The following is a 23,625-nucleotide window of genomic DNA, read 5'->3' on the forward strand; positions in this document are numbered from 1 at the left end:
CCCATGGACGCGATGTACGTGCTGAAGCCTGCCGAAGACGCCGAGGAAGAAGCCACCCGAGCCGTCCAGATCGCCCTGGACCGGCGCGACAACGGCGGCGCCGCCAGCAAGTAACCGACCTCCCGGACGGCACCCCGGCTCCCGGGGTGCCGTCCGGCACGTGTCCGATGTCCGAAACTGCACGGATGTCGGCGTTTCCGCCACTCGTCAGTGCGGATCCGCCTCGCCAGCATGGCGAGGGTGATGGAAAACGAACGAGATCGCGCCTGGTGGCGCGCCGGCCTGGCCGTGACGTCGGTCGGGTGGGGCGCGCAGCAGTTCGCGCCCCTGTTGCTCATGTACCAGTCCCGGCTGGGGCTGTCCCCGACCGTCATCCAGGCCACGTTCGGCCTTTACATCGTCGGGCTGATCCCCGGCCTGCTGCTGGGCGGCCCGGTCTCGGACCGGTACGGCCGCCGCCGCGTGATGGTCCCGGCGCTCGTCGTCTCCGTCGCCGCGACCGCCCTGCTGGTCCTCGGCGGGTCGGGCGTCGGCTGGCTGTTCGCCGGGCGGATGCTGGCCGGCGTCGCGAGTGGCGCCGCCTTCAGCGCCGGCGCCGCGTGGATCAAAGAACTCTCGGCCGCCGGCCAGGGCCCCCGGCGGCTCACCGTCACGATGAGCGCGGGCTTCGGCCTCGGCCCCCTGGTGGCGGGCATGCTGGCGCAGTGGGCGCCGGCGCCGACCGTCCTGCCGTACGTCCCGCACCTGATCCTGGCGGCCGTCGCGTTCCCGCTGGTGCTGGGCGCTCCGGAGACCCGCCGGGCCGGCGGGCCGCTGCGGGCGCTGCGCGTCCCGGAGACGCGCGAGCGCCGGTTCCGTACGGTCGTGGTGCCGCTCGCCCCGTGGGTGTTCGGCTCGGCGGCCATCGCCATGGCGTACCTGCCGGGAGTGGTCGAGACCCACCTCGGCGGGCACGCGCTGGTGTTCAGCGCCCTGGTCACGCTGCTGACCGCGTTCGCGGGCATCTTCGCCCAGCCGCTGGCCCGGCGCGTGGACGCCCCCTGTCGGCCGCACCTGCTCACCACCTCGATGGCGATCGTCGTGGCCGGGCTGCTCGTCGCCGCCCTGGCGGCGGCCACGGTACAGCCGGCGCTCGTGGTGGTGGCCGCGCTCGTCCTCGGCGCGGGCTACGGCTGCTGCCAGGTGTGCGGCCTGATCGAGGTGCAGCGCCTGGCCGGGCCGGACGGCCTCGCCGGGCTGACCGCGGCGTACCAGGCGGTGTCCTACCTCGGCTTCGTGGTGCCCCTCCCGCTCGCCGCCTTGGGCCGCGACGTGCCTCCCGGCGTGCTCCTGCTCGGCGTGGCCGCGCTCGCCGTGATCACTCTGGTCTGGACGACCGCCCGCGCGCGTACGAGGGCGGGGGAGGCCCTGCCGGAGCGGCAGCCCGTCTCATGAGCGGAACGTCCGCCGGTACGCGTCGGGCGGCACGCCGAGCGCGCGGTTGAAGTGCCGCCGCAGCGTGGCCGCGGTGCCCATTCCCGTACGGGCGGCGACCAGCTCGACGCTGTCGTCGGTGGTCTCCAGGAGCTCCTGGGCGCGGCGCAGGCGCTGGGTGAGCAGCCACTGCAGCGGTGTCGTGCCGGTGACGGCGTTGAAGTGGCGGCCCAGGTTGCGCGAGCTCATGTTGGCCTCACGGGCGAGGTCCTCGACCGTGAGGGGCCGGTCCAGCCGGGCGAGCGCCCACGGGATCAGATCGGCGAGCGGGTGGTCGCGGGGCCCGGCCACCGGGGCGGGGATGAACTGGGCCTGGCCGCCGGACCGGTGCGGCGGCACGACCAGGCGGCGGGCCAGGTCGTTGGCGACCGCCGCGCCGTGGTCGAGCCGGACGAGGTGCAGGCACAGGTCCAGCCCGGCGGCCTTGCCCGCGGCGGTGAGGACGTCGCCCTCGTCGACGTAGAGCACGTCCGGGTCGACGTGGACGCGGGGATGGCGCGCGGCGAGGCGGTCGGCGTACAGCCAGTGCGTGGTGGCCCGCCGCCCGTCGAGCAGCCCGGCCGCGGCCAGCACGAACGCCCCGGTGCAGATGGAGACCACGCGCGCGCCGGCCTCGTGCGCCGCGCGTACGGCGTCGACCAGGTCGGCGGACGGCCGCTCGTCGACGTCGCGGCAGGCGGGCACGATGACGGTGCCGGCCGAGACGAGGGCGTCGAGCCCGTCCGGGGCCTCGACGCGGAACCACCCTCCGACCCGTACCGGGTCCGCGCCGCAGATCGTGAAGTCGTACCAGGGGTCGGCGATCCCGCGGTCGACCCCGAACACCTCACAGACCGCGGCGACCTCGAAGATCGTGATCCCGTCGTGGACGGCCAGCGCGATCGAGTCCATGTCGGGAAGTGTACGGGTAGTGGTGTTTCGGACGGTCAGCCGACCGCCTTGCACTTGGGGCAGGGGGCCTCGACGTAGCGGGTGGGTGCGCGGTCGGCGTCGCACTCGACGTGGGCCACCGCGCCGACGCCGAAGCAGTCGGCGCACATGCCGACGCCCGCCACCATGCGGCGGACCGCGACCTGCCGGCGCGTCGGGGGCAGGCTGCGGACGACGTCGTCGACCTCGTGCTCCTCGCAGTCGATGTGCACGTGGCCCGACCCGTGGCACTGCGGGCACTCGCCGATGCGGAGCACCTGCGGCGGGCGGCCGTCGAGCGTGACGAGCTCGCCGACCTCCAGGCACATGTCGCAGGGGGTCAGCACACCTCCGAACGTGCCGTCGTCACCGCTCACGAGATGCCACCTCGTACGGGATCGCCGCGTTCGTACCCGTCGCCCATCGCCGCCACCTCCCCGCTCAGCGTCCACACGAGAATTTGGCGCGTCAAGACCCGTCTCCGGGTGCGCCGAAGTTCCATCGTTCCGGCAGTGCGGCGCCGCAGATCGCGCACGCGAAGTGGCCGTCCTTCACGAGGTTGCGCTCGTGGCAGCCGGGACACAGACGGAACACGATCGGCGCGGTGAACCGGCCGGGATGCGCCAGGCCGGCCCGGTCGAGCGCGTGCCGTACGGCGGCCCAGGAGGTCAGGTCCGGGCAGTAGCCGGTCGACTGGTTGCTGATGTCCTCGACCGCCCAGCGCTCGCCGTCACGGGCGAAGGTGATCTCTCCCGCGCCGAGGACGGCCGAACCGCCGGCGCAGGCCACGTGCTCGCTGCGGCGCGGCGCGAGACGCAGGACCCCGGCGAGGTCGACCACGAACGTGAACGGCTCGGACGACCCCTGTAAGCCCAGCCACGCGGCGAGGTCGTCCTGGGAGCCGATCGCCCGGCCCTCGCGGCCGGGCCGTACCGCGGCCAGGACGTCGAGGGGCCCCACATAGCGGTACCGGCGTACGGTCACACGGCGAACGTAGCGCTCACAGTGCCTCGACGGCGAGGGCCAGCGCCCCGATGAGGGGCGCGTCGTCCACGAAGCGGCCCGTACGCACCGGCGGCGGGAACGGCACCGCGCGGGTGACGGCCGCCGCGATGGCGGGCAGGAACGCGGTGGCCATGCCCCCGCCGACGATGACGCGTTCGGGGTCCAGGAACGTCGCGAGGTTCGCCACGGTCATGCCGATCGTGGCGGCGGCGTCGTCCAGCAGGCTGGCGACGGCGGGCTCGTCCCGGCTCGCCGCCAGGTCCACGGCCGTGACCGACCGGCGCAGCAGGGTGGTGCCGCGCGAGGCCAGGCCGCTGCCGGAGGTGTACTCCTCCAGCGGCGCGTGGCCGTGCGCGTACCCGGGCTCGCCCGGCTCCCGCAGGAGATAGCCGATCTCCCCGGCGGCGCCGTGCATGCCGGGGATGACCCGGCCGCCCACGATCAGCGCGGCGCCCGTGCCGGTGCCGAGGTTGACGTACAGGCCGACGTCGGTGCCGGCCAGGGCGCCCCAGTCGAGTTCGGCGGTCGCGGCGGCGTTGACGTCGTTGTCGACCTTCAGCGCCGGGACGCCGAGGCCCTCCTTGAGGAGCGCGGGCAGCGGCAGGTCCTCCCAGCCGCGCACGTTGGGCGCGAGCTGCACCCGGCCGTCGCGGACCACCCCGAAGGTGGAGACCCCGGCCGCGGCGAGCCGGCCGGGCGTGTCCTCGACGAGCCGCCGGGCGGCGGCCAGGGTCCGCCGCATGACCTCCTCGGCGCCGTCGGCGGCGCGGGTCTCGATGCGGGTGCCCCGCAGGCGCTCGCCGGCGGTCGTGGCGGTCGCCAGGGCGATCTTGGTGCCCCCGAAGTCGAGCCCGAGGACGAAGCCGTCGGCCGAGGTCATGCCGGCGCCTCCTCGGCGTGCTCCACGAAGGCCTCCCGGATCTCCTTGGGGCCGAACGGCCAGGTCCGCTCGGCGCGCGCCCAGATCAGGAACGCGATGCCGCCGGCGACCAGCCAGACGAGCGAGAGCAGGATCGGCTTGAGCCCGGCCGACTTGTAGATGTAGATCCAGCCGACCAGCGCGACGATGCTGGGCAGCGGGTAGAGCCACATCTTGTACGGGCGGCGGAGGTTCGGCTGCCGCTTGCGCAGCACGGTCACGGCGACGACCTGGGCGACCGACTGGATGAGCACGAAGACCGCGGTGAGCATGCTGATCACGTCGGTGAGGGTGAAGAGGCTGCCGACCGCGGTGATGATGCCCATCGCGAACAGGCCGGCGGTGGGGAAGTGCAGGCGGGGGTGCAGCCGCCCGAACCAGGACAGGAAGACCTTGTCCCGCGCGGCGTTGTAGGGCACCCGCGACCCGCCGAGCAGCCCGGCGAACACCGAGGCGAACGCGGTGATGATGATCCCGACGGTGAAGATCTGCGCGGCGCCCTTGCCCCAGGCCTTCTCCAGCACGAGCGAGGCGACCGAGCTGGAGTCCTTGGCCTGCTCCCAGGGCACGACGCCCAGCACGCCGACCTGGAGCAGGAAGTACAGCCCCATGATCCCGACGATGGCGTAGACGATCGAGCGCGGGATCACCCGTCCCGGGTCCTTGACCTCCGCGCCGAGGTAGGCGCTCGTGTTGTAGCCGAGGTAGTCGTAGATGGCGATGACCAGGCCGGCGCCGAGGCCCGTGAAGAACTTCGAGGTCCCGTCCGCCGGGAACGTGAACGCCTGGTGCGCGTTGAAGTGCGTGAAGGCCGCGAAGATCACGCCGAGTACCGAGATCAGCATCACGACGAAGAAGACCGAGGTCATCCGGCCGATGTCGCCGATCCGCCGGTAGAGCGCGAGGATCACGAGCACGACGACGCCGACCGCCGCCAGGTGCCCCCACCAGGACAGGCCGCCGCCGCTGACGAGGACCGGCCAGAGATACCCCGCGTACTGGACCAGCCCGATCACCCCCGTCGACATGATCAGCGGGATGAACAGCACGGCCGACCAGACGAACAGGAACGGCATGAGCCGCCCGGTGCGGTACTGGAACGCCTCACGGAGGTAGAGGTAGCTGCCGCCGGCGCCGGGCATGGCGGCGCCCAGCTCGGCCCAGACGAGGCCGTCGGCGATCGCGATGATCGCGCCGACGACCCAGCCGAACATCGCCTGCGGCCCCTGCATCGTGGCGATCATCACCGGGATGGTGACGAACGGCCCGATGCCGCACATCTGGGTCATGTTCACGGTGGTGGCCTGGAACAGGCCGAGACGACGCTCGAACGCCGGCGCGGTGGAACTCGCCATGGAAGCTCTCCGTTCGCGGGGGAAACAAGAAGGCCATACCCAGGGGAAATGTCTTCACATCAAATGTAAGGGAGACTCCCTAACGAATGGAACAGGTCTGCCCGAATGCCTGCCGGTGACGTCATGGATCCCCGTTCGCGGTCCGTACGGCGAGGGCGACCGCGCCGATCAGCGGGGCGTCGCCGATGAAGCGCGCGGCCCGTACGTCGGGAGGGAAGGGCACCGCGCCGGCGACGGCGGCTCGCAGGGCGGGCAGGAAGGCGGTGGCCATTCCGCCGCCGACGACCACGCGCTCGGGGTCGAGGAAGGTGGCCAGGTTGGCGACGGCCGTGCCGACCGTGGCGGCGGCGTCGTCCAGCAGAGCGGCGACGGCGGGCTCGTCCCGGCGTGCGAACAGGTCCGCGGCGGTCACGGGCCGGCCGAGGAGCTTCGAGCCGCGCGCCGCGAGGCCGCCGCCGGAGGTGTACTCCTCCAGGGGCGCCCGCCCCGCGGCGTACCCCGGCTCGTCCGCCTCGCGGAGGAAGTAGCCGATCTCCCCGGCGGCCCCGTGCGTCCCGGGGACCACCCGGCCGCCGACGACGAGCGCGGCCCCGGTGCCGGTGCCGAGGTTGACGTACAGGCCGACGTCGGCGCCCGCCAGGCCGCCCCAGTGCAGTTCGGCGGTCGCCGCGGCGTTGACGTCGTTGTCGATCTCCAGGGCGGGCACGCCGAGGCCGTCGCGCAGGAGCGCGGGCAGCGACAGGTCCTCCCAGCCCGGGACGTTCGGCGCGAGCCGCACCCGGCCGTCCCGTACGACCCCGAACGTCGAGATCCCGGCGGCCACGAGACGGCCGGGAGTGGCCGCGACCAGGTCGTTCGCCGCCTCGACGGCCCGGCGGAGGACCTCGGCGGCCCCGTCCGAGGCGCGGGTCTCGATGCGGGCGTCGCGCAGGCGCTCGCCGGACGCGGTGGCGGTGGCGAGCGCGATCTTGGTGCCGCCGAAGTCGACGCCGAGGACGATGCCCGCCGGGAGCCGTCCACCGGGCATGGGGTCCGCCTTCCTGGGGCTCGTCCGCAGAGCTACCTTGGGGAAATGTAAGGGAGGGTCCCTAACGAATCAATACCGGCGATCCGCCCGGTTCCGTGATATGCCAGCTTGTGAGATCGGCGCTGGGGAGGGGACGCGTGTCGACCGAGTTCGGTGAGACGGGGAATGTGAATCCGACCGCGAACACCACGAGTGTGTTGCGGATCATGAATGAACGGGCGGTCTACGACCGGATCCGGGTGCTCGGCCCGGTCTCGCGGCCGCAGCTCGCCGCGGCGACCGGGCTCTCGAAACCGACGATCTCGCTGGCCCTGGCCGACCTCGAGCGCGCCGGGCTGGTGCTGGCGGTGGGACACCGTACGGGCAATGCCGGGCGCGCCGCGGCCCTGTACGAGATCCGCCCCGAGGCCGGCTGGGTGATCGGGCTCGACGTCGGGGCCGAGTGGATCCGCGCCGCGCTGGTCGACCTGAGCGGCGAGATCGCGGTCCGCGAGGACGTCCCGGCGCAGGCCGGCAGCGCGAACGCCCTGATCGGCCGGCTCGGCGGCATCGTGGACGACCTCGCCGCGACGGCCCGGGGCGAGGTCACCAACATCGTCCTCGGTACCCCGGGCGTGCACGACGCCGGCGACCGGCGGCTGCGGCTCGCGCCCAACCTGCCCGGCTGGGACCGGCCCGGCGTCATCGGGCGGCTCGCCGAGCGGCTGCCGGTCCCGTTCGCGATCGAGAACGACATCGCGCTGGCCGCGCTGGGGGAGCAGGGGTACGGCCTCGGCGCGGGGCTGCGGCACTTCGTGTACGTCTCGATCGGCACCGGCATCGGGATGGGGATCATCGTGGACGGTGAGCTCTACCGCGGCGCGCGGGGCGCGGCCGGGGAGATCGCCTTCCTGCCGATGGGGGAGACCGACCCGCTCGCCAACACCCCCGGCACCCGCAGGCACGGGATGTTCGAGGCGGTCGCCTCCGGGCCGGGTGTGGTCGCGACCGCGCAGCGGCTCGGCATGAGCGGCCCGATCACCGCCAAACGGGTCTTCGACGAGGCGCGCGACGGCGACGCCGTCGCCGAGCGCGCGGTCGCCCACGAGGCCGACCACGTGGCGCGCGCCCTGGCCGGCGTCATCGCGCTGCTCGACCCCGAGCTGGTCGTGCTGGGCGGCGGCATCGGCGGGCACGGCGCGGACGTCCTGCTCGGCGCGGTCCGCGACCGCCTGGCGACGATGACGCCGCTGGGCCCGCCGCGGATCGAGGTCTCCCCCCTCGGCGACGACGCCGTCGTGCTGGGCGCCCTCGCCACCGGCCTGGCCACCGCGCGCGCCCTCGTCTTCGACCGGGCCCTCGCGGGGTAGCCGCCGGTTCATGGTGTGAGACGAGTGTTCAGGCACTGAGACGCTCCGCTAAGGTACGTGCATGGCTTCCCGCAACATCAGGCTCGCCGTGATCCCAGGTGACGGCATCGGCCCCGAGGTCGTGGCGGAAGGGCTGAAGGTCCTCGACGCGCTCGGGCTCACCATCGAGCAGACGGTGTACGAACTCGGCGCGACCTACTGGCACAAGACCGGTGAGGCGCTGCCCGACGAGACGCTGGAGGAGATCCGCGGCCACGACGCGATCCTCCTGGGGGCCGTGGGCGACCCCAGCGTGCCGAGCGGCGTCCTGGAGCGCGGGCTCCTGCTCAAGCTGCGGTTCGCGCTCGACCACTATGTCAACCTGCGGCCCGTGCGCCTCTACCCGGGCGTCACCACGCCGCTGGCGGGCGTCCGGCCCGAGGACATCGACATGATGGTGGTCCGCGAGGGCACCGAGGGCCCGTACGCCGGTGCCGGCGGCGTCCTGCGGAAGGGCACCTCCCAGGAGATCGCGACCCAGGAGAGCGTCAACACCGCCTTCGGCGTCGAGCGCACCGTCCGCTACGCCTTCGAGCTCGCGTCCCGCCGCCCGCGCAAGAAGCTCACCCTCGTCCACAAGAACAACGTCCTGGTCTATGCGGGCGACCTGTGGTCGCGTACGGTCGATGCCGTGGCCAAGGAGTACACCGGCATCGACGTCGACTACTGCCACGTCGACGCCGCGACCATGTTCTTCGTCAGCCGGCCACAGCGTTTCGACGTCGTCGTCACCGACAACCTTTTCGGCGACATCATCACCGACCTGGGCGCCGCGGTGGCCGGCGGCATCGGCCTGGCCGCGAGCGGCAACCTCAACCCCTCCGGGGCCGCGCCGAGCATGTTCGAGCCCGTGCACGGCAGCGCCCCCGACATCGCGGGGCAGGCCAAGGCCGACCCCACCGCGACGATCCTGTCGGTCGCGCTCCTGCTGGACCACCTCGGCCTGGCCGACGAGGCCCGCCGCGTCGAGCAGGCGGTGGCCGACGACATCATCGAGCGTCAAGGAGCCTGGGCCGCCCGGTCGACCCAGGAGGCCGGCGACGACATCGCGGAACGAGTAACCGCCTAGGGCGCGCCTTCCGTACCAGCGGAACCTCTCCGGGCGCGCCCCACGGCGCGCCCGTTCTGCGCTGCCGTGACGAAGGAGATAGTAGGACGTCAAAATAAGACAAGATGGGCAAGGGCGGCGGCAACGGGGCCGCGCCGCGAGAGGACCTCACATGAGCACCACCTTTGACATCCGGCTCTCCCAGAACCGCACGTCAGCCGAGGAGCGCGGGCGTCTCCTCGAGAATCCCGGCTTCGGTCAGGTCTTCACCGACCACATGATCACCATCAGGTGGACCGAGGAGGGCGGCTGGCACGAGCCGCGACTCGAACCGTACGGGCCGCTGACGCTCGACCCGGCCACGGCCGTCTTCCACTACGCGCAGGAGCTCTTCGAGGGCCTCAAGGCGTACCGGCAGGCCGACGGTTCGATCGTGACCTTCCGCCCCTACGCCAACGCCGCCCGCTTCAACACCTCGTGCGCCCGCATGGCGATGCCGCCGCTGCCGGAGGAACTGTTCGTCCGCTCCCTCGAACTCCTCGTCGACACCGACCGCGACTGGGTCCCGACGCAGGAGGGGCACAGCCTCTACCTGCGGCCCTTCATGATCGCGACGCAGCGGGGGCTCGGCGTGAACAGCCCGTCGTCCGCCTTCACGTTCATCGTGATCGCCTCGCCCTCGGGCGCCTACTTCACCGGCGGCATCAAGCCGGTCTCGGTCTGGCTGTCGGAGGACTACACCCGCGCGGCCCCCGGCGGCACCGGCGCGGCCAAGTGCGGCGGCAACTACGCGGGCGCGTTCGTCGCCCAGGCCCAGGCGGTCCGCGAGGGCTGTGACCAGGTGGTCTGGCTCGACGCCAAGGAGCACCGCTGGGTGGAGGAGATGGGGGGCATGAACCTCTTCTTCGTCTACGGCTCGGGAGAGAACGCCCGCATCATGACGCCGGCCCTCACCGGCACGCTGCTGCCCGGCATCACGCGCGACTCCCTGCTGAAGCTCGCCCCGGACATGGGCGTCCCGGCCTCCGAGGGCCGCATCTCGACCGGCGAGTGGCGCGAGGGGAACGCCTCGGGCGAACTGACCGAGGTCTTCGCCTGCGGCACCGCGGCCGTGATCACGCCGGTCGGCCGGGTCAAGGGGACCGGCGGCGAATGGCTGGTCGGCTCCGGCGAGCCGGGCCCGGTGACCATGCGGCTGCGCGAGGAGCTCGTCGGCATCCAGTACGGCGAGCGCACCGACCCGTACGGCTGGATCCACAAGACCGCCTGACACCTCCGGCCGGTGACCCGCAGGCGGGTCACCGGCCATCGGGCTACTCGACGGGCGGGCGGGCGGTCCACTCGGCCGTGGGGACCGAGACCGACTGTTTCCCCATCCAGGCGGGAGTGTCCCGGGACGGTGGCGGCGCGGTGATGGTCCAGCCGCGCACCAGGGACGTCGCGGGGTCGACGACCATCGTCATGTCCTCCCGGTCGTTACGGATGAGCAGCGTCTGCCCGTCTGGCGTCGATCCGGCTCGGCTGACCCCAGGAAGGCCGGCGAGCGCACGGAAGGCCGTGGCTCGGACCTTCGGCGGGGCGGGCACCCGCGCCAGCAGCTCCGTCAGGGACTGGACCATCAGAGGGTCACGACCGGGACCGACCACGTGGCCCGCCATGCCCCGCTCATCCTCGGTGATCTTGGCCTTCAGCGCGGCGGGATCGGTCGGCAGGCTCTGGATCTGCTCGAAGGTCAGGTCCATGCTGAAGATCGAGAAGGCCGTCCTCTCGCCGCCGACGCGGACGGGCCGCTTCGATCCGTTCCGGACGTACTGACGGCCGTCCTTGCGGGTCCAGGACTCGATGAACTTCGACAACCGCGGATTACGGTAGACCGTCTTGACGTGCCAGTATGCGCCCGAACCCGCCGGGCGCGCCGCGGCGATGGTGGCGGCGGCGAGCAGGATCTGCCGTCCGGAGGCCGCGACGGGAGGCGGCGGTCCGTTCGGCGTGGCGGTGGGGGAGAGGTCCGAGACGACCACGATCGCGGCGGTCGCCGTGGCGACGGTGCCCAGCGCGACCGCGGGCCAGGTGAACCGGCGCCGGCGGACCGGACCGTGCGCCGCCGCGCGCAGCCGGTCCCGCCCGCGTGCGGTCACGTCGGCGCTCGGGCCGGGCCTGTCCAGCAGGGTGCCGAGCATGCGCAGATCATCCATTGAAGTCCTCCTGGTCGAGTGCCGCGTGGAGTTTCCTTCGGGCCCGGCTGAGCCGGGAGCCGACGGTGCCGTAGGAGATGCCGAGCGCCTCGGCCACCTCCTCGTGGCTGAGCTGGCTCAGGGCCAGGAGTAGCAGGACGTCGCGCTCGCCCTGGTTCAGCGTCGTGAGAGCCCAGGCCACCTGGGGCCGGACCCGCTCGGCGGCGACCGACGCGACGACGCGGTTCTCATGGCTGTCGGCGGCCCGGTCGGTCCCCGCCCGCGCCAGCGCCCGGTAGTGCCGGGCCTCCGTCCGGCGGTGCCGGGCCACGATGTTCGTCGCGATGCCGAACAACCACGGCCGCAGGTTGCCGCGCTCAGGATCGAACCGGTCCCGCCGGCTCAACGCCACGAGGAACGTCTCGGCGGCGAGGTCGTCGGCCGCCTGGACGTCCAGGCGGCCGGCCACGTACCGGTAGATGGCGTCGAAGTACCGGTCGTAGACCGCCGTGAACTGATCGGGATCCCGCCGGAACCGGGCGGCGAGTTCGGCGTCGGTCACCTGCTCGCCCACCTCGGCGGTCACGTATCTGGGTCCGTCATCGTGCTGCCTCCCGGGCAGTGCGGTGCATGGTCACCCGTTGTTCGCCGTACGCGTGGATCGCTTTCCCGGGTTCGTCGTGGACCGTACGGACCTGCCCGGTTCCATCGTCGTCTCACGATGTGGAACACGGGGTGTCACTGGCCGTACACGTGTGGCAGACTCGTGACCATCATGCGCTGCTGCCATCTCATTATCGGCGGGCGCGCCGGCTGATAGCAGGACATCACCGGCGCGCAGACCTCTCACGACCGTGAGGGGTCATTTTGCTTTCTGGAGCACGCGCCTCTCGCCTTTCAAAGGACTCGAACCCATGCACGATGACGGCTTCCACGTCTACGACACGACGCTTCGTGACGGGGCCCAGCAGGAGGGCCTCAACCTCTCTGTGGCGGACAAGATCGCCATCGCGCGTCACCTGGACGAGCTGGGTGTCGGGTTCATCGAGGGCGGGTGGCCGGGTGCCAACCCCAAGGACACCGAGTTCTTCCGGCGTGCCCGGACCGAACTCGGGCTGAAGCACGCGCAGCTCGCCGCGTTCGGCGCGACCCGCCGAGCCGGCGCGAAGGCCGCGGACGACCCACTCGTGGCCGCGCTGCGCGAGTCCGGCGCGCCGGTCGTGACCCTTGTCGCCAAGAGTCACGACCGGCACGTCGAACTGGCCCTCCGCACGACGCTGGAGGAGAACCTCGCGATGATCCGCGACACGGTCTCCCACCTTCATGCGGAGGGCCAACGGGTCTTCCTCGACGCCGAGCACTTCTTCGACGGCTACCGCTCCAACCCCGCGTACGCGGTCGAGGTCGTACGGACCGCGGCCGAGGCGGGCGCCTCCGTCATCGCGCTCTGCGACACCAACGGGGGCATGCTCCCCGACGAGCTGGCCGACGTCGTCGCCGAGGTCGGCGCGTCCGGGGCCCGGCTCGGCATCCACTGCCACGACGACAGCGGCTGCGCGGTGGCCAACACGCTCGCGGCCGTACGCGCGGGAGTGACGCACGTGCAGGGATGTGCCAACGGGTACGGCGAGCGCAGCGGGAACGCCAACCTGTTCACCGTGGTCGGCAACCTGCAGCTGAAGCGCGGGCACGACCTCGGCATCCGGCTCAGCGAGATGACCCGCGTCGCGCACGCCGTCTCGGAGGTGACCAACCTCGCGCCGGGACCGCAGCAGCCGTACGTCGGCATGTCGGCGTTCGCGCACAAGGCCGGGCTGCACGCCTCGGCCGTCAAGGTCGACCCGATGCTCTACCAGCACATCGACCCGGCGCTGGTCGGCAACGACATGCGCATGCTGATCTCCAGCATGGCCGGGCGGGCGTCCGTGGAGCTCAAGGGCCGTGAGCTGGGGTACGAGCTGAGCGGCGAGAAGGCCAAGCAGGTCGTCGGGCGGGTCAAGGAGCTGGAGTCCTCCGGCTACACCTTCGAGGCGGCGGACGCGTCCTTCGAGCTGCTGCTCCGCGCGGAGCTCGACGGCGTACGGACCCGGTTCTTCACGGTCGAGTCGTGGCGGACCATCGTCGAGCGCCGTACGGACGGCTCACTGATGAGCGAGGCGACGGTCAAGCTGCACGCCAAGGGCGAGCGGATCGTCGCGACCGGCGAGGGCAACGGCCCGGTGAACGCCCTGGACCGCGCGCTGCGCTCGGCGCTCGAGCGCATCTATCCGGAGCTGTCGGCGCTGGAGCTGGTCGACTACAAGGTGCGCATCCTCGAGGGCACGCACGGCACGGAGGCGCGTACGCGGGTGCTCATCGAGTCGAGCGACTCGACCGGGGAGTGGGGCACGGTCGGCGTCCAGGACGACGTGATCGCCGCCTCGTGGGACGCGCTGGAGGAGTCGGTGACCTACTGCCTCCTGCGCGCGGGCCACGCCCCGGCCTGAAGTCCCCTTACTCTTTGGGGCCGACCTGTTCGATGACCTCGAACGACCAGAGTTCGGCGCCGCTGGAGGCGGGGCCGCCGTGCCCGTGGCCCTTGCCTTCGGCGTCGGCGCGGGCCTGTTCGTGGCCCTTGCTGAAGGACTGGCTCTCGCTCCAGCGCTGGAAGTCCTCCTCGCTGCGCCAGCGGGTGTAGACGAAGTAGCGGTCGTTGCCGTCGGCCGGGCGGAGCAACTCGAAGCCCTCGAAACCGTCGGCGCTCTCGACGAGCCCGGCCCGGCCGGCGAACCGCCGCTCCAGCTCGTCGCGCATCGCCTCGGGAACGGTCAGGACGTTGATCTTTACGACGCTCATGGCGGCATTGTCGCGCGTCCCGGCCGGCGCAGTCACGGCAGGGGCCGGGCGTGGCGTGGGCGGACAGTAAACGTGGTTGAAATGTCGTAATTCGACCTGTTCCCCGCTTGGACGCTGTTGCGCACGTGTGAATGCACGTGCATTTTGGCAGCGAATACTAAGCGAGATCTGGTGGGATGGCTGCTATGTTTGTGCAGGTCAATCGGTGTTCCGCTGGTGTCGGCGGGTAGCCGGGCGTTCACCCTGATTCAGAAAATTTTATGCCAGGGACGCTAAATAGGTGGCGAAGGTGCAAAAAACTAGCGCACACTCTTCCCCTGTGCGGCCGACGGGGGTGCGCACGTCCATGGTCAACGAAGATCGGGGGAACGTATGTCCGCATTGCGGTCGTCCCAGATCTCGTTGCGCTATGCCCGGGACGCGGAGCTTTTGCTGATCGCCGAGGTGAGCCGCCGCCTGACCGCGTCGAGCTCCGGCGACCAGGAGTCGATGAAGTCGGTCATGGCCCTCCTGGAACGCCAGCAGCACGTGGCCGCCCGCCGGGCCCTGGACCTCCCGATCGAGGCCTGAAATCTTTCATCCGGCCTGACCGGATGTGAACCAGTGGGCTCCGGGCACCGTCGGAATGAGGGACAACGGCGGACATCCGGAGGACGGTGAACCGTGGAGAACACGGCGGGCGGCCGGGAGCAGACCTGGATTCCCCCTGACGAGCAGGCGACCCAGCCCAACCCACGACCGACCCGACGGTCCACGAAGCCCGAGCCTCCAGCCGGCGCTGCCTCTTCCGCGGATGCGGAGCCCGCCGGTTCCGAGGTGGAGGCCCCGCCCGCCGAGGGCACGACCGGGAGGCATTCACCCGCCGACCCGTCGCCGGCTGAAGGCGAACCCTCGCCCCCTCCGGGACCGCCCGCCGGACGTACGGCGGAGGCACCGGAAGACGGGCCCGCTCCGGAGGGCGCGACCGCCGAGCCGCGCGCCGATGCCACGTCCGAGGCCGCAGGGGCGGAGCCCCCGCCGTCTCCCGCACCGGCCAGGGGGAGGGCCGGCGGTGAGGGTGCGAGCCAGGGGCTGGTGACCGAGGCGGCCCGGGGCGCTGTGCCGGGGGGTGCCGAGACGGCGTCTGCGGAGAGCGGGCCTGTCGGGCCTGCGGCTGCGGTACCGGAGAAGTCCTTGCCATCTCCCGCACCCGTTGAGGGTGAAGCCGGGCCCAAGGGCGCGGTTCCGGGGGAGCGGACCAGTGTGGCGCCGGATGCCGTGCCTGGGGATGGCGGGCCTGCGATGCCGGAAGAGCCCTCGCCGTCTTCCTCGTCGACCGGTAAGGGCACGATTCCGGGGGAGGCGGCCGGTACGGCATCGGCTGCCGTGCCCGGGGATGCGGCGCTTGAGATCGCGGTGCCTGGAGACGTATCCCCGCCGGCGGTCACGGGGGACTTCCCGGTAGGGGGATCGTCGGAGCCGTCTCCTCCAGTGGAGGAGGCGGAGGAGGACTCGTGGTTCCCGTGGGACGTGGAGCCGGATTCGGAGCCATCTCGACAGCCCGGCGCGGGCTTCGCGCTGAACGCGCTCGTCGGAACATCGCCGCCGCCGGTGAGCAGGCGTCCCGGTCAGCGGGCCATCCGGCGTCCGCCCGCAGCGGCGAATCCTCCCGCCGAGCCGCAGCCGAGCGCACCGGCCGCCGAGCAGGAGGTCCGCGCGGCCGAGGCACCGCTCGTGAATCCTCCCAGCGCTCCATCCCCGGCCCCTGCGGCCGAGGACACGGAGCCCGCAGACGGCCCGCGTACGGTCGCCGGACCGTCGCCGGCCTCCCCGTCGGGCGAGGACTCGTCCTCCGCTGCGACCTCCTCGGGTACGACCGCTGACGACACGGTTCTCGAGCACGCGGAGCCCTCCGCGGCCTCGCCGGCTGACGAGACGGTCTTGGAACGGCCGACCGCCACGCCCCCCGCGAAATCGCCGGGGGCGTCCACCGACGAGACGATCGTGGAGGCTTCCGTGGCGTCCCCGGACGAGACCATCGTCGACTGGCCGGAGTCTCAGCGGCAGCCTCCGGTCGACGACAGGACGGCGCCGGACCGGGCCGCATCGGTACGGCCCGCCACGGGACCGACCGGAGCCGACGAGACCATGATGGACGGGCCGGCCGAGCGCCCCTCCGAGGCCGCGGTGACCCGCGAGACACCTCTCCCCCGCAAGGCCGCGCCGCCCGAACCCGTACAGCCCCCCGAGCTTCCCGAACTCACCCGTGACCTCCCGTCGGCCATCCGCCGGCTTCCGGGGCCGTGGTATCCCGAGGCGGCCGCCCAGCACGAACAGACGGCGTTCTCCGAACGCGCGACCGGCCCCCAACCCACCCCGGACGACATCGAGCGGACCGCCGCGATGCCCCGCTCGGCCGTACCTCCCGTTCCGGAGAGCCGGTCACAGACCGGCCGGCACCCCGCCACGACCGCCGGCGGACCGCCGTACGACCCCGGCTCGACCGGCCCTGCCGGGACCGGCCTCACGAACACCCCCGCCGCGAACACCGTCGAGGAGCCCATCCCCGCCTACGCGCCCTCTTCCGGGCGGCCCGAGAGCCCGCCGGACCCCACTCTCACGCGCGGCCCCGGGCACCCCAGCGGCCCGTACGGGCCCCCGAACACCGGCCCCACATCCGGCGGAAACCGCCGCCGGCTCACCGCGGCGATCATCGCCGTCGGCGCGGCGATCGTCGCGGCCGGGGCGACCGCGATCGTGTTCACTCAGGTCGGCGGATCGACCTCCCACCCGAAGGCCTCCTGCGCACCCGGAGGATGCGCCACGACGGCGAAGAGCGCCGTACCGGCCCCCGTCAAGTTCCGCTACCGCACCGTCGAACGCGACACCGGTTACTTCGAAGGCACCGTCACCCTCGTCAACCGCGGCAAGAGCCCGATCAAGACCTGGACCCTCACCTTCACCTATCCCGGCGCGGACATCCACAACGCCTGGGAGGTCGTCCTGCAGGGCAAGGGGCAGAACGTCACCATCGTCAACGCCCCCACGGCCCCGCCGATCGCGCCCGGGCACTCCTTCGAGGTGAGGTTCGGCGGGGGCGGGAGCCCCGGGACGCCGGTCGCCTGCCGCTTCAACAACGCACCCTGCGCCTTCACGAGGTAGAAAACGAGAGGGACCGAGCAGGGGATGGCGGCGGCAGGGTTTCCGGCTCGATAGCCTCAGTGTCGTGCGTATCGCGAGGTTCACCAAAGACGGCGGTCTGTCCTTCGGGGTGGTCGAGGACGACGCCACCATCGCCACCGTGGCCGCCCACCCCTTCGGCGAGATCCAGCTCACCGGAGAGCGGCAACCCCTGGCCGACGTACGGCTGACGGCGCCGATTCTGCCGAACAAGGTGATCGCGATCGGCAAGAACTACGCCGACCACGCCAAGGAGATGGGCGGAGAGGCGCCGGACGAGCCGCTGATCTTCATGAAGCCGTCCACGTCGGTGGTCGGGCAGCGCGAGGCGATCGTCTACCCGCGGCTGTCCGAGCGCGTCGACTACGAGGGCGAGCTCGCCGTCGTCATCGGCCGGCTCTGCCGTGACGTCCCGGCCGCACGCGCGCAGGAGGTCATCCTCGGCTACACCTGCGCGAACGACGTGACGGCGCGCGACCTGCAGAAGAAGGACGGCCAGTGGACCCGCGCGAAGGGCTTTGACACCTTCTGCCCGCTCGGCCCGTGGATCGAGACCGAGCTCGACCCGTCCGACCTGGCCATCACCACGACGGTCAACGGTGAGACGCGCCAGAACTCCAGCACCGCCAAGCTGATCCACCGCATTCCCGAGCTGATCGAGCACATCACCCAGGTGATGACGCTTCTGCCCGGAGACGTCATCCTCACCGGCACCCCCGAAGGCGTGGGGCCGCTCCAGGTGGACGACGAGGTCTCCGTGACCATCGAGAACATCGGCACGCTCACCAACCGGGTGATCTCACGTGACTAACGAAACCCCGCGCGTACGCTTCGCGCCGTCGCCGACCGGCATGTTCCACGTCGGCGGCGCGCGGTCCGCGCTCTTCAACTGGCTCTACGCCCGCCAGCACGGCGGCGCGCTCGTCCTGCGCATCGAGGACACCGACACCTCGCGGAACCGGCCCGAGTGGACCGAGGGCATCATCCGCGCGCTCGGGTGGCTCGGCATCGACCAGGATCAGTACGAGGGCCCCTACTTCCAGTCGGCCAACACCGGCGAGCACACGAAGGCGGTCGAGCGGCTGCGCGCGGCCGGCCGCGCGTACTTCTGCGACTGCACGCGCGACGACGTGATCGCCCGTACCGGCGACTCGTACAAGGGCTATGACGGGCACTGCCGCGACCGCGGCCTGGAGGCCGGGCCGGGCCGGGCGCTGCGCTTCCGGACTCCGGACGAGGGCACGACGATCGTCGTCGACCTGATCCGCGGCAAGCCGGCGTTCGAGAACGCCACGATCGAGGACTTCGTGATCGCCCGCGGCGACGGCTCGGTGCTGTTCATGCTCGCGAACGTCGTCGACGACATGACGCAGGGCATCACGCACGTGATCCGCGCCGAGGAGCACCTGTCCAACACGCCCAAGCAGCAGTTGCTGTGGGAGGCGCTGGGCGAGCAGCCGCCGATCTGGGCGCACGTCCCCGTGGTCGTCAACGAGAAGCGCCAGAAGCTCTCCAAGCGCCGCGACAAGGTGGCGCTGGAGGACTACCAGGCCGAGGGCTACCTCGCCGAGGCGATGCGCAACTACCTGATGCTGCTGGGCTGGGCGCCGTCGGGCGACCGCGAGATCGTGCCGTGGAGCGTGATCGAGGAGGAGTTCCGCCTCGAGGACGTCCACCCCTCTCCCGCGTTCTTCGACGTCAAGAAGCTGCGCGCCTTCAACGGCGAGTACATCCGCGCGCTGCCGGTCGAGGAGTTCGTCGAGCGCTGCCGGCCCTGGCTGGTCGCGCCGTACGCTCCCTGGACGCCCGAGCAGTACGACGAGGAGGTCTTCCAGGCGCTCGCGCCGCTCGCGCAGACCCGCGTGGCGGTCATGTCGGAGATCACCGCGATCGTGGACTTCGCGTTCCTGGACGAGCCGGACGTCGACGAGGCGTCGTGGAACAAGGCCATGAAGGAGCCGGCCCCCGCGATCCTCACCGCCGCCATCGAGGCGTACGCCGACGTGCCGTGGACGGCCGAGGAGCTCAAGGCGCGTACGGAGGCGATCGGCGTCGAGCACGGGCTGAAGCTCGGCAAGACCCAGGCGCCGATCCGCGTCGCCGTCACCGGCCGTACGGTCGGCCTGCCGCTGTTCGAGTCGTTGCAGGTCATCGGCAGGGAGCGCACGCTCGGCCGGCTCCGGAAGGCCCTCGGCGCACTCTCCTGATCGCGGTGGGACGATCTGGACACGCTGAGCGCCGTGTGCCTACGGTGGCGCGGCAAGCGCTTTCCCGCAGGCTGCCGGCGTACTCAAGGAGCCCCTGATGACCACTCGCACGCTCGGCGTCATCATGAACGGCGTCACCGGCCGGATGGGGCACCGTCAGCACCTCGTCCGGTCGGTACTGGCCATCAACGAGCAGGGCGGCGTGCCGCTGAGCGGCGGCGACACCGTCCTGCTCCGTCCCATCCTCGTCGGACGCAGCTCCGGCAAACTCCGCGCGCTGGCCGAGACCCACGGCATCCCGGACTGGACCACCTCGCTCCCGGAGGCCCTCGGCGACGCCTCCGCCGAGGTGTACTTCGACGCCCAGGTGACCCAGGCGCGCGTCCCCGCCGTGACGGCGGCGATCGAGGCGGGCAAGCACGTCTACGCCGAGAAGCCGACCGCCGAGACCCTGGACGGCGCGCTGGAGCTGGCCAGCCTCGCCCGCGACGCCGGCGTCAAGAACGGCGTCGTCCAGGACAAGCTCTTCCTGCCCGGCCTGCTCAAGCTGAAGAGGCTCGTCGACGGCGGCTTCTTCGGCCGGATCCTGTCCGTACGGGGAGAGTTCGGGTACTGGGTGTTCGAGGGCGACTGGCAGACCGCCCAGCGACCCTCGTGGAACTACCGCTCCGAGGACGGCGGTGGGATCGTGCTGGACATGTTCCCCCACTGGACCTACGTCCTGGAGACCCTCTTCGGCAGGGTCGAGGCGGTGACGGCGCGCGCGGTGACGCACATCGCCGACCGCGTGGACGAGAACGGCAAACCGTACGCCGCGACCGCGGACGACGCGGCGTACGGGATCTTCGAGCTCGACGGCGGGATCATCGCGCAGATCAACTCCTCCTGGTGCGTACGGGTCGACCGCGACGAGCTGGTGGAGTTCCAGGTGGACGGCACGCACGGCAGCGCCGTCGCCGGCCTGCGCGAGTGCCGCGTCCAGCATCGCGGCGCGACCCCCAAGCCGGTCTGGAACCCCGACGTGCCCGCCGAGCACGGCTTCCGCGACCAGTGGCAGACGGTTCCGGACAACGCCGAGTTCGACAACGGGTTCAAGACCCAATGGGAGATGTTCGTCCGCCACGTCGCCGATGACGCGCCGTTCCCACACGACTTCGCCGCCGGAGCACGCGGCGTGTACGTCGCCGAGGCCGGGCTGCGGTCGTCGGCGGAAGGCCGTCGTATCCAACTGGAGCCCCTCGATGATCACACGTGAGAACCGGGTACTGCGCCGGCCGAGCCGCCGCTTCCTCCTCCTGCCCGTACCGGGCGGCGCCCTCGAGTCGTACGAGCTCAAGGGCCCGAACGCCTGGCCCCGTACGGAGGGACGACCGGTGTCTCGCGTCGCGTACGCCGCCGCGCACGTCGTCGCCGACCCGCTCGGCGAGTCCCCGTCGGCGCTCGACTGGGACACCACACTCGCGTACCGGCGTCACCTCTGGTCGCACGGGCTGAGCGTCGCCGAGGCGATGGACACCGCCCAGCGGGGAGCGGGCCTCTCCTGGGACACCGCGCGCGAGCTGATCCGCCGCAGCGCCGCCGAGGCGAAGACGATCGGCGACCCGTACGAGCTGCTCGCCTGCGGCGCGGGCACCGACCACGCGCCCGAGGCCGCCACCACGGACGCGATCGCCGCCGCGTACGAGGAGCAGGTCGCCGCCGTCGAGGAGACGGGCGCCCGCGTGATCCTCATGGCGAGCCGGCAGCTCGCCGCGGTCGCGCGCGACGCCTCGGACTACCAGGAGGTGTACGGGCGATTGCTCGGGCAGGCGTCCCGGCCGGTGATCCTGCACTGGCTGGGGGAGACGTTCGACCCCGCGCTGGCCGGATACTGGGGCTCGGATGATCTGCAGACGGCCACGTCGTCGTTCTTGGAGCTCGTACGCGCGCACGCCTCCGCGATCGACGGCGTCAAGGTCTCACTCCTCGACGCCTCGCACGAGGCGCGGCTGCGCGATGCCCTGCCGGAGGGCGTACGCCTCTACACCGGCGACGACCTGAACTACCCGTCGCTGATCAAGGACGGCAGCGACGCGCTGCTCGGTGTCTTCGACGCGATCGCCCCGGCGGCCGCGGCCGCCTTCGCCGCCCTCGACCAGGGCGATGCCCCGGCCTTCGAGGCGATCCTCGCCCGTACGCTGCCGCTGGCCCGCAAGATCTTCGAGCCGCCGACGCGTGACTACAAGACCGGCATCGTGTTCCTGGCCTGGCTCGCCGGCCACCAGGACGCGTTCGTGATGGTGGCCGGAGCCCAGAGCGCCCGGACCGTACTCCACCTGACCGAGGTGTTCCGGCTCGCCGACCAGGCCGGACTGCTGCCCGACCCCGACCTGGCCGTACGCCGGATGCGTGCCTTCCTCACGACCGCCGGGGTGCTGTGAGCCGGCTGTCGCTGAACCAGTGGACGATCCGCCCCAGGTCGCTCGCCGAGGCGGTGGACGGCTGCGTACGGCACGACATCGCCTCGATCGGCCTGTGGCGCGACCATGTGGCCGCCCATGGCCTTACGGAGACGGCGGCGCTCGTACGCTCGTCGGGCCTGCGGGTGTCGTCGCTGTGCCGGGGCGGGTTCTTCAACCGTCCTGACTGGCTGGAGGACAACCGGCGGGCGATCGAGGAGGCGGCGGAGCTGGAGGCCGCGTGCCTGGTGCTGGTGCCCGGGGGCCTGCCGGCCGGCTCGAAGGACCTTTCCGCCGCCCGGTCGCACGTGGCCGCGGCGCTGGCGACGCTGGCGCCGTACGCGTCGGAGCACGGCGTACGGCTGGCGGTGGAGCCGATGCACCCGATGTACTGCGCGGACCGGTCGGTGATCTCCACCCTCGCCCAGGCGCTGGAGGTGGCGCCCCCCTCGGTCGGGGTCGTCGTCGACTGCTTCCACGTCTGGTGGGACCCGGACGCGCTGTCACAGATCACCCGCGCGGGGGACCGGATCGCGAGCTTCCAGCTGTCGGACTTCCTGAACCCGCTGCCCGCCGACGTACTCCTGGGCCGGGCGATGATGGGCGACGGCGTGATCGACTTCGCGCCTCTGTGCGCGGCGGTCGACGCCGCGGGCTATACGGGTGACGTCGAGGTGGAGATCTTCAACGCGGATGTGTGGGCGGCCGACCCGGACGAGGTGCTGCCGTTGATGAAGGAGCGCTACGCGTCCCTCGTCGAGCGCCGGATCACGCGCTGAGCGTCTTTCGGACCGTCTGGGCCATGGAGACGAGGCGGACCGAGAGCCAGCCCGCCAGGTAGAGCATGAACGCGGCGATTTCGGCCAGGCAGAGGAACAGTGCCGATTCGAGGAAATGAGAGACGAACAGGGTGACGGAGAACGCGGCCAGGAAGGCGGCGATCGCCAGCGCCGCGTGCGAGAGGAACTCCCGCATCGTCACGGCCATCTCGCCGTAGCCGGTTGCCAGCCTCCGGGAGTGGGCCTCCGCGTCGTCCAGAGTGGCGAGGTGGCGGTTCCTGTCCGTCTCGAACCCGTCGCGCGCCGAACCGTCCCAGAGCAGGGTCGTCCGGGCCGACGCGTCGAGGCGGGACCTCAGGTCGGTGAGGTGTCGCGTGTGCGCGGCGTGTGCGCTCGCTGCCGTGTCGTAATGGCGGGGGTCGACGGCGTTCGCCCAGAGCTGTTCGGTGACCGGTCGTACGAGCGGAAGGCCGCCCAGCGGCGCGACGACGGAACACAGCCGGTCGATCGCGGAGCGAAGCAGCGCCGTGAGGTCCTGCCCGTCGCCTCCGGCGACCGGACGCGACGGTTGAAGATCGTCACCCGCCGTCGTGGCGGCGATGCCCTGCCTCGCGTCGGTGAAGTACGCGGTGTTCGCGGTCTCCGCGTCGGCGTAGCGGCGCGCCGTCTCGGCCACCTTGGCCTGGCCGGCCGTCGCGTGCCGTACCGCCTCATCGAGCGTGTACCCGAGCTGGTCGCCGACCCTCGTGAAGAGTCCTGCGGTGCCGTCCGCCGCCAGCCCCTGAGGAAGGGGCGGCACCGGCCGGCCGGCGTCGCTCTTCTTCAGGTCGCGCAGGGCTTGGAGGTGAGGAGTGAGCACGTCGTCGTCATAGCGCCTGAGGCTCGCCGGGTCGACCGTGTATCCCACTT

General features: G+C 71.8%; 22 protein-coding genes. 12 read left to right on the top strand and 10 right to left on the bottom strand.

The window, feature by feature from the left end; genetic code table 11:
• Positions 1-243: 243 nt before the first annotated feature.
• Positions 244-1,434 carry an MFS transporter gene (locus QWU11_RS40320; protein WP_290119838.1) on the top strand — a complete coding sequence of 397 codons (1,191 nt, stop codon included), beginning with the start codon at positions 244-246 and terminating at the stop codon, positions 1,432-1,434.
• Here the strand turns inward: QWU11_RS40320 and QWU11_RS40325 are convergent.
• From QWU11_RS40325 to QWU11_RS40350, 6 genes are all read right to left on the bottom strand, one after another.
• Positions 1,429-2,364, bottom strand: a complete 936-nt coding sequence (locus tag QWU11_RS40325; RefSeq protein ID WP_290119839.1) for a helix-turn-helix domain-containing protein — start codon at positions 2,362-2,364, stop codon at positions 1,429-1,431. The genes QWU11_RS40320 and QWU11_RS40325 overlap by 6 nt on opposite strands.
• 35 nt (positions 2,365-2,399) lie before the next feature.
• Positions 2,400-2,759, bottom strand: coding sequence for a hypothetical protein (locus QWU11_RS40330; protein ID WP_290119840.1), 360 nt, complete (start codon positions 2,757-2,759; stop codon positions 2,400-2,402).
• A 91-nt stretch (positions 2,760-2,850) separates the two neighbouring features.
• Positions 2,851-3,366, bottom strand: coding sequence for a hypothetical protein (locus QWU11_RS40335; protein ID WP_290119841.1), 516 nt, complete (start codon positions 3,364-3,366; stop codon positions 2,851-2,853).
• 16 nt (positions 3,367-3,382) lie between these two features.
• Positions 3,383-4,267 carry an ROK family protein gene (locus QWU11_RS40340; protein ID WP_290119842.1) on the bottom strand — a complete coding sequence of 295 codons (885 nt, stop codon included), beginning with the start codon at positions 4,265-4,267 and terminating at the stop codon, positions 3,383-3,385.
• Positions 4,264-5,661 (bottom strand): APC family permease, encoded by a 1,398-nt coding sequence (locus QWU11_RS40345; RefSeq protein ID WP_290119843.1) that lies wholly within the window; start codon positions 5,659-5,661, stop codon positions 4,264-4,266. The genes QWU11_RS40340 and QWU11_RS40345 overlap by 4 nt, the downstream gene beginning before the upstream one ends.
• A gap of 121 nt (positions 5,662-5,782) precedes the next feature.
• Complete coding sequence (locus QWU11_RS40350; RefSeq protein WP_290119844.1) at positions 5,783-6,688, bottom strand: ROK family protein; 906 nt, start codon at positions 6,686-6,688, stop codon at positions 5,783-5,785.
• A gap of 206 nt (positions 6,689-6,894) precedes the next feature.
• Between QWU11_RS40350 and QWU11_RS40355 the strand changes: the two genes are divergently transcribed.
• From QWU11_RS40355 to QWU11_RS40365, 3 genes are all read left to right on the top strand, one after another.
• Positions 6,895-8,037 (top strand): ROK family protein, encoded by a 1,143-nt coding sequence (locus QWU11_RS40355; RefSeq protein ID WP_290119845.1) that lies wholly within the window; start codon positions 6,895-6,897, stop codon positions 8,035-8,037.
• 61 nt (positions 8,038-8,098) lie between these two features.
• Positions 8,099-9,145: a 3-isopropylmalate dehydrogenase gene (locus QWU11_RS40360; RefSeq protein ID WP_290119846.1), complete on the top strand. Its 1,047-nt coding sequence runs from the start codon at positions 8,099-8,101 to the stop codon at positions 9,143-9,145.
• Positions 9,146-9,296: 151 nt separating this feature from the next.
• A complete protein-coding gene (locus QWU11_RS40365; RefSeq protein ID WP_290119847.1) occupies positions 9,297-10,394 on the top strand; it encodes a branched-chain amino acid aminotransferase in 1,098 nt (365 codons plus the stop codon).
• A 43-nt stretch (positions 10,395-10,437) separates the two neighbouring features.
• On the opposite strand, the gene QWU11_RS40370 is transcribed toward QWU11_RS40365, so the two are convergent.
• Together QWU11_RS40370 and QWU11_RS40375 are read right to left on the bottom strand one after the other, a co-directional pair.
• Positions 10,438-11,319, bottom strand: coding sequence for a CU044_5270 family protein (locus QWU11_RS40370; protein ID WP_290119848.1), 882 nt, complete (start codon positions 11,317-11,319; stop codon positions 10,438-10,440).
• Positions 11,312-11,884 carry an RNA polymerase sigma factor gene (locus QWU11_RS40375; protein WP_290119849.1) on the bottom strand — a complete coding sequence of 191 codons (573 nt, stop codon included), beginning with the start codon at positions 11,882-11,884 and terminating at the stop codon, positions 11,312-11,314. Before QWU11_RS40375 ends, QWU11_RS40370 begins: the two co-directional genes overlap by 8 nt.
• 328 nt (positions 11,885-12,212) lie before the next feature.
• Between QWU11_RS40375 and cimA the strand changes: the two genes are divergently transcribed.
• Positions 12,213-13,784, top strand: coding sequence for a citramalate synthase (gene cimA / locus QWU11_RS40380; protein ID WP_290119850.1), 1,572 nt, complete (start codon positions 12,213-12,215; stop codon positions 13,782-13,784).
• Positions 13,785-13,791: 7 nt separating this feature from the next.
• On the opposite strand, the gene QWU11_RS40385 is transcribed toward cimA, so the two are convergent.
• Positions 13,792-14,133 (bottom strand): antibiotic biosynthesis monooxygenase, encoded by a 342-nt coding sequence (locus QWU11_RS40385; protein ID WP_290119851.1) that lies wholly within the window; start codon positions 14,131-14,133, stop codon positions 13,792-13,794.
• Between the two features lie 372 nt (positions 14,134-14,505).
• On the opposite strand from QWU11_RS40385, the gene QWU11_RS40390 reads away from it, so the two are divergent.
• From QWU11_RS40390 to QWU11_RS40420, 7 genes are all read left to right on the top strand, one after another.
• Positions 14,506-14,703, top strand: a complete 198-nt coding sequence (locus tag QWU11_RS40390; RefSeq protein ID WP_290119852.1) for a hypothetical protein — start codon at positions 14,506-14,508, stop codon at positions 14,701-14,703.
• A 1,413-nt stretch (positions 14,704-16,116) separates the two neighbouring features.
• Positions 16,117-17,274 (top strand): cellulose binding domain-containing protein, encoded by a 1,158-nt coding sequence (locus tag QWU11_RS40395; RefSeq protein WP_290119853.1) that lies wholly within the window; start codon positions 16,117-16,119, stop codon positions 17,272-17,274.
• A gap of 64 nt (positions 17,275-17,338) precedes the next feature.
• Positions 17,339-18,103, top strand: a complete 765-nt coding sequence (locus QWU11_RS40400) for a fumarylacetoacetate hydrolase family protein (RefSeq protein WP_290119854.1) — start codon at positions 17,339-17,341, stop codon at positions 18,101-18,103.
• Entirely contained in the window at positions 18,096-19,499 is a 1,404-nt protein-coding gene (gltX, locus tag QWU11_RS40405) for a glutamate--tRNA ligase (protein ID WP_290119855.1), read from the top strand. The genes QWU11_RS40400 and gltX overlap by 8 nt, the downstream gene beginning before the upstream one ends.
• A gap of 97 nt (positions 19,500-19,596) precedes the next feature.
• On the top strand, positions 19,597-20,754 hold the full coding sequence (locus tag QWU11_RS40410) for a Gfo/Idh/MocA family oxidoreductase (protein ID WP_290119856.1): 1,158 nt from the start codon (positions 19,597-19,599) through the stop codon (positions 20,752-20,754).
• Positions 20,741-21,919, top strand: a complete 1,179-nt coding sequence (locus QWU11_RS40415; RefSeq protein ID WP_290119857.1) for a DUF993 family protein — start codon at positions 20,741-20,743, stop codon at positions 21,917-21,919. Before QWU11_RS40410 ends, QWU11_RS40415 begins: the two co-directional genes overlap by 14 nt.
• Positions 21,916-22,716, top strand: coding sequence for a sugar phosphate isomerase/epimerase (locus QWU11_RS40420; RefSeq protein ID WP_290119858.1), 801 nt, complete (start codon positions 21,916-21,918; stop codon positions 22,714-22,716). The genes QWU11_RS40415 and QWU11_RS40420 overlap by 4 nt, the downstream gene beginning before the upstream one ends.
• On the opposite strand, the gene QWU11_RS40425 is transcribed toward QWU11_RS40420, so the two are convergent.
• Entirely contained in the window at positions 22,706-23,623 is a 918-nt protein-coding gene (locus QWU11_RS40425) for a hypothetical protein (RefSeq protein ID WP_290119859.1), read from the bottom strand. The two genes, QWU11_RS40420 and QWU11_RS40425, sit on opposite strands and share 11 nt — an antisense overlap.
• Between the last annotated feature and the right edge of the window lie 2 nt (positions 23,624-23,625).

Origin of the sequence: Actinomadura sp. DC4 (assembly GCF_030406325.1) — a bacterium.
In the GTDB taxonomy this organism is placed as follows: domain Bacteria; phylum Actinomycetota; class Actinomycetes; order Streptosporangiales; family Streptosporangiaceae; genus Actinoallomurus.

What these genes read in the sequence shown, in the direction of transcription:
- QWU11_RS40320 (WP_290119838.1), top strand. Translation starts at nt 244, where the DNA reads ATGGAAAACGAACGAGATCGCGCCTGGTGGCGCGCCGGCCTGGCCGTG.
- QWU11_RS40325 (WP_290119839.1), bottom strand. Translation starts at nt 2,364, where the DNA reads ATGGACTCGATCGCGCTGGCCGTCCACGACGGGATCACGATCTTCGAG.
- QWU11_RS40340 (WP_290119842.1), bottom strand. Translation starts at nt 4,267, where the DNA reads ATGACCTCGGCCGACGGCTTCGTCCTCGGGCTCGACTTCGGGGGCACC.
- QWU11_RS40345 (WP_290119843.1), bottom strand. Translation starts at nt 5,661, where the DNA reads ATGGCGAGTTCCACCGCGCCGGCGTTCGAGCGTCGTCTCGGCCTGTTC.
- QWU11_RS40350 (WP_290119844.1), bottom strand. Translation starts at nt 6,688, where the DNA reads ATGCCCGGTGGACGGCTCCCGGCGGGCATCGTCCTCGGCGTCGACTTC.
- QWU11_RS40355 (WP_290119845.1), top strand. Translation starts at nt 6,895, where the DNA reads ATGAATGAACGGGCGGTCTACGACCGGATCCGGGTGCTCGGCCCGGTC.
- QWU11_RS40360 (WP_290119846.1), top strand. Translation starts at nt 8,099, where the DNA reads ATGGCTTCCCGCAACATCAGGCTCGCCGTGATCCCAGGTGACGGCATC.
- QWU11_RS40365 (WP_290119847.1), top strand. Translation starts at nt 9,297, where the DNA reads ATGAGCACCACCTTTGACATCCGGCTCTCCCAGAACCGCACGTCAGCC.
- QWU11_RS40370 (WP_290119848.1), bottom strand. Translation starts at nt 11,319, where the DNA reads ATGGATGATCTGCGCATGCTCGGCACCCTGCTGGACAGGCCCGGCCCG.
- cimA (WP_290119850.1), top strand. Translation starts at nt 12,213, where the DNA reads ATGCACGATGACGGCTTCCACGTCTACGACACGACGCTTCGTGACGGG.
- QWU11_RS40385 (WP_290119851.1), bottom strand. Translation starts at nt 14,133, where the DNA reads ATGAGCGTCGTAAAGATCAACGTCCTGACCGTTCCCGAGGCGATGCGC.
- QWU11_RS40390 (WP_290119852.1), top strand. Translation starts at nt 14,506, where the DNA reads ATGTCCGCATTGCGGTCGTCCCAGATCTCGTTGCGCTATGCCCGGGAC.
- QWU11_RS40410 (WP_290119856.1), top strand. Translation starts at nt 19,597, where the DNA reads ATGACCACTCGCACGCTCGGCGTCATCATGAACGGCGTCACCGGCCGG.
- QWU11_RS40415 (WP_290119857.1), top strand. Translation starts at nt 20,741, where the DNA reads ATGATCACACGTGAGAACCGGGTACTGCGCCGGCCGAGCCGCCGCTTC.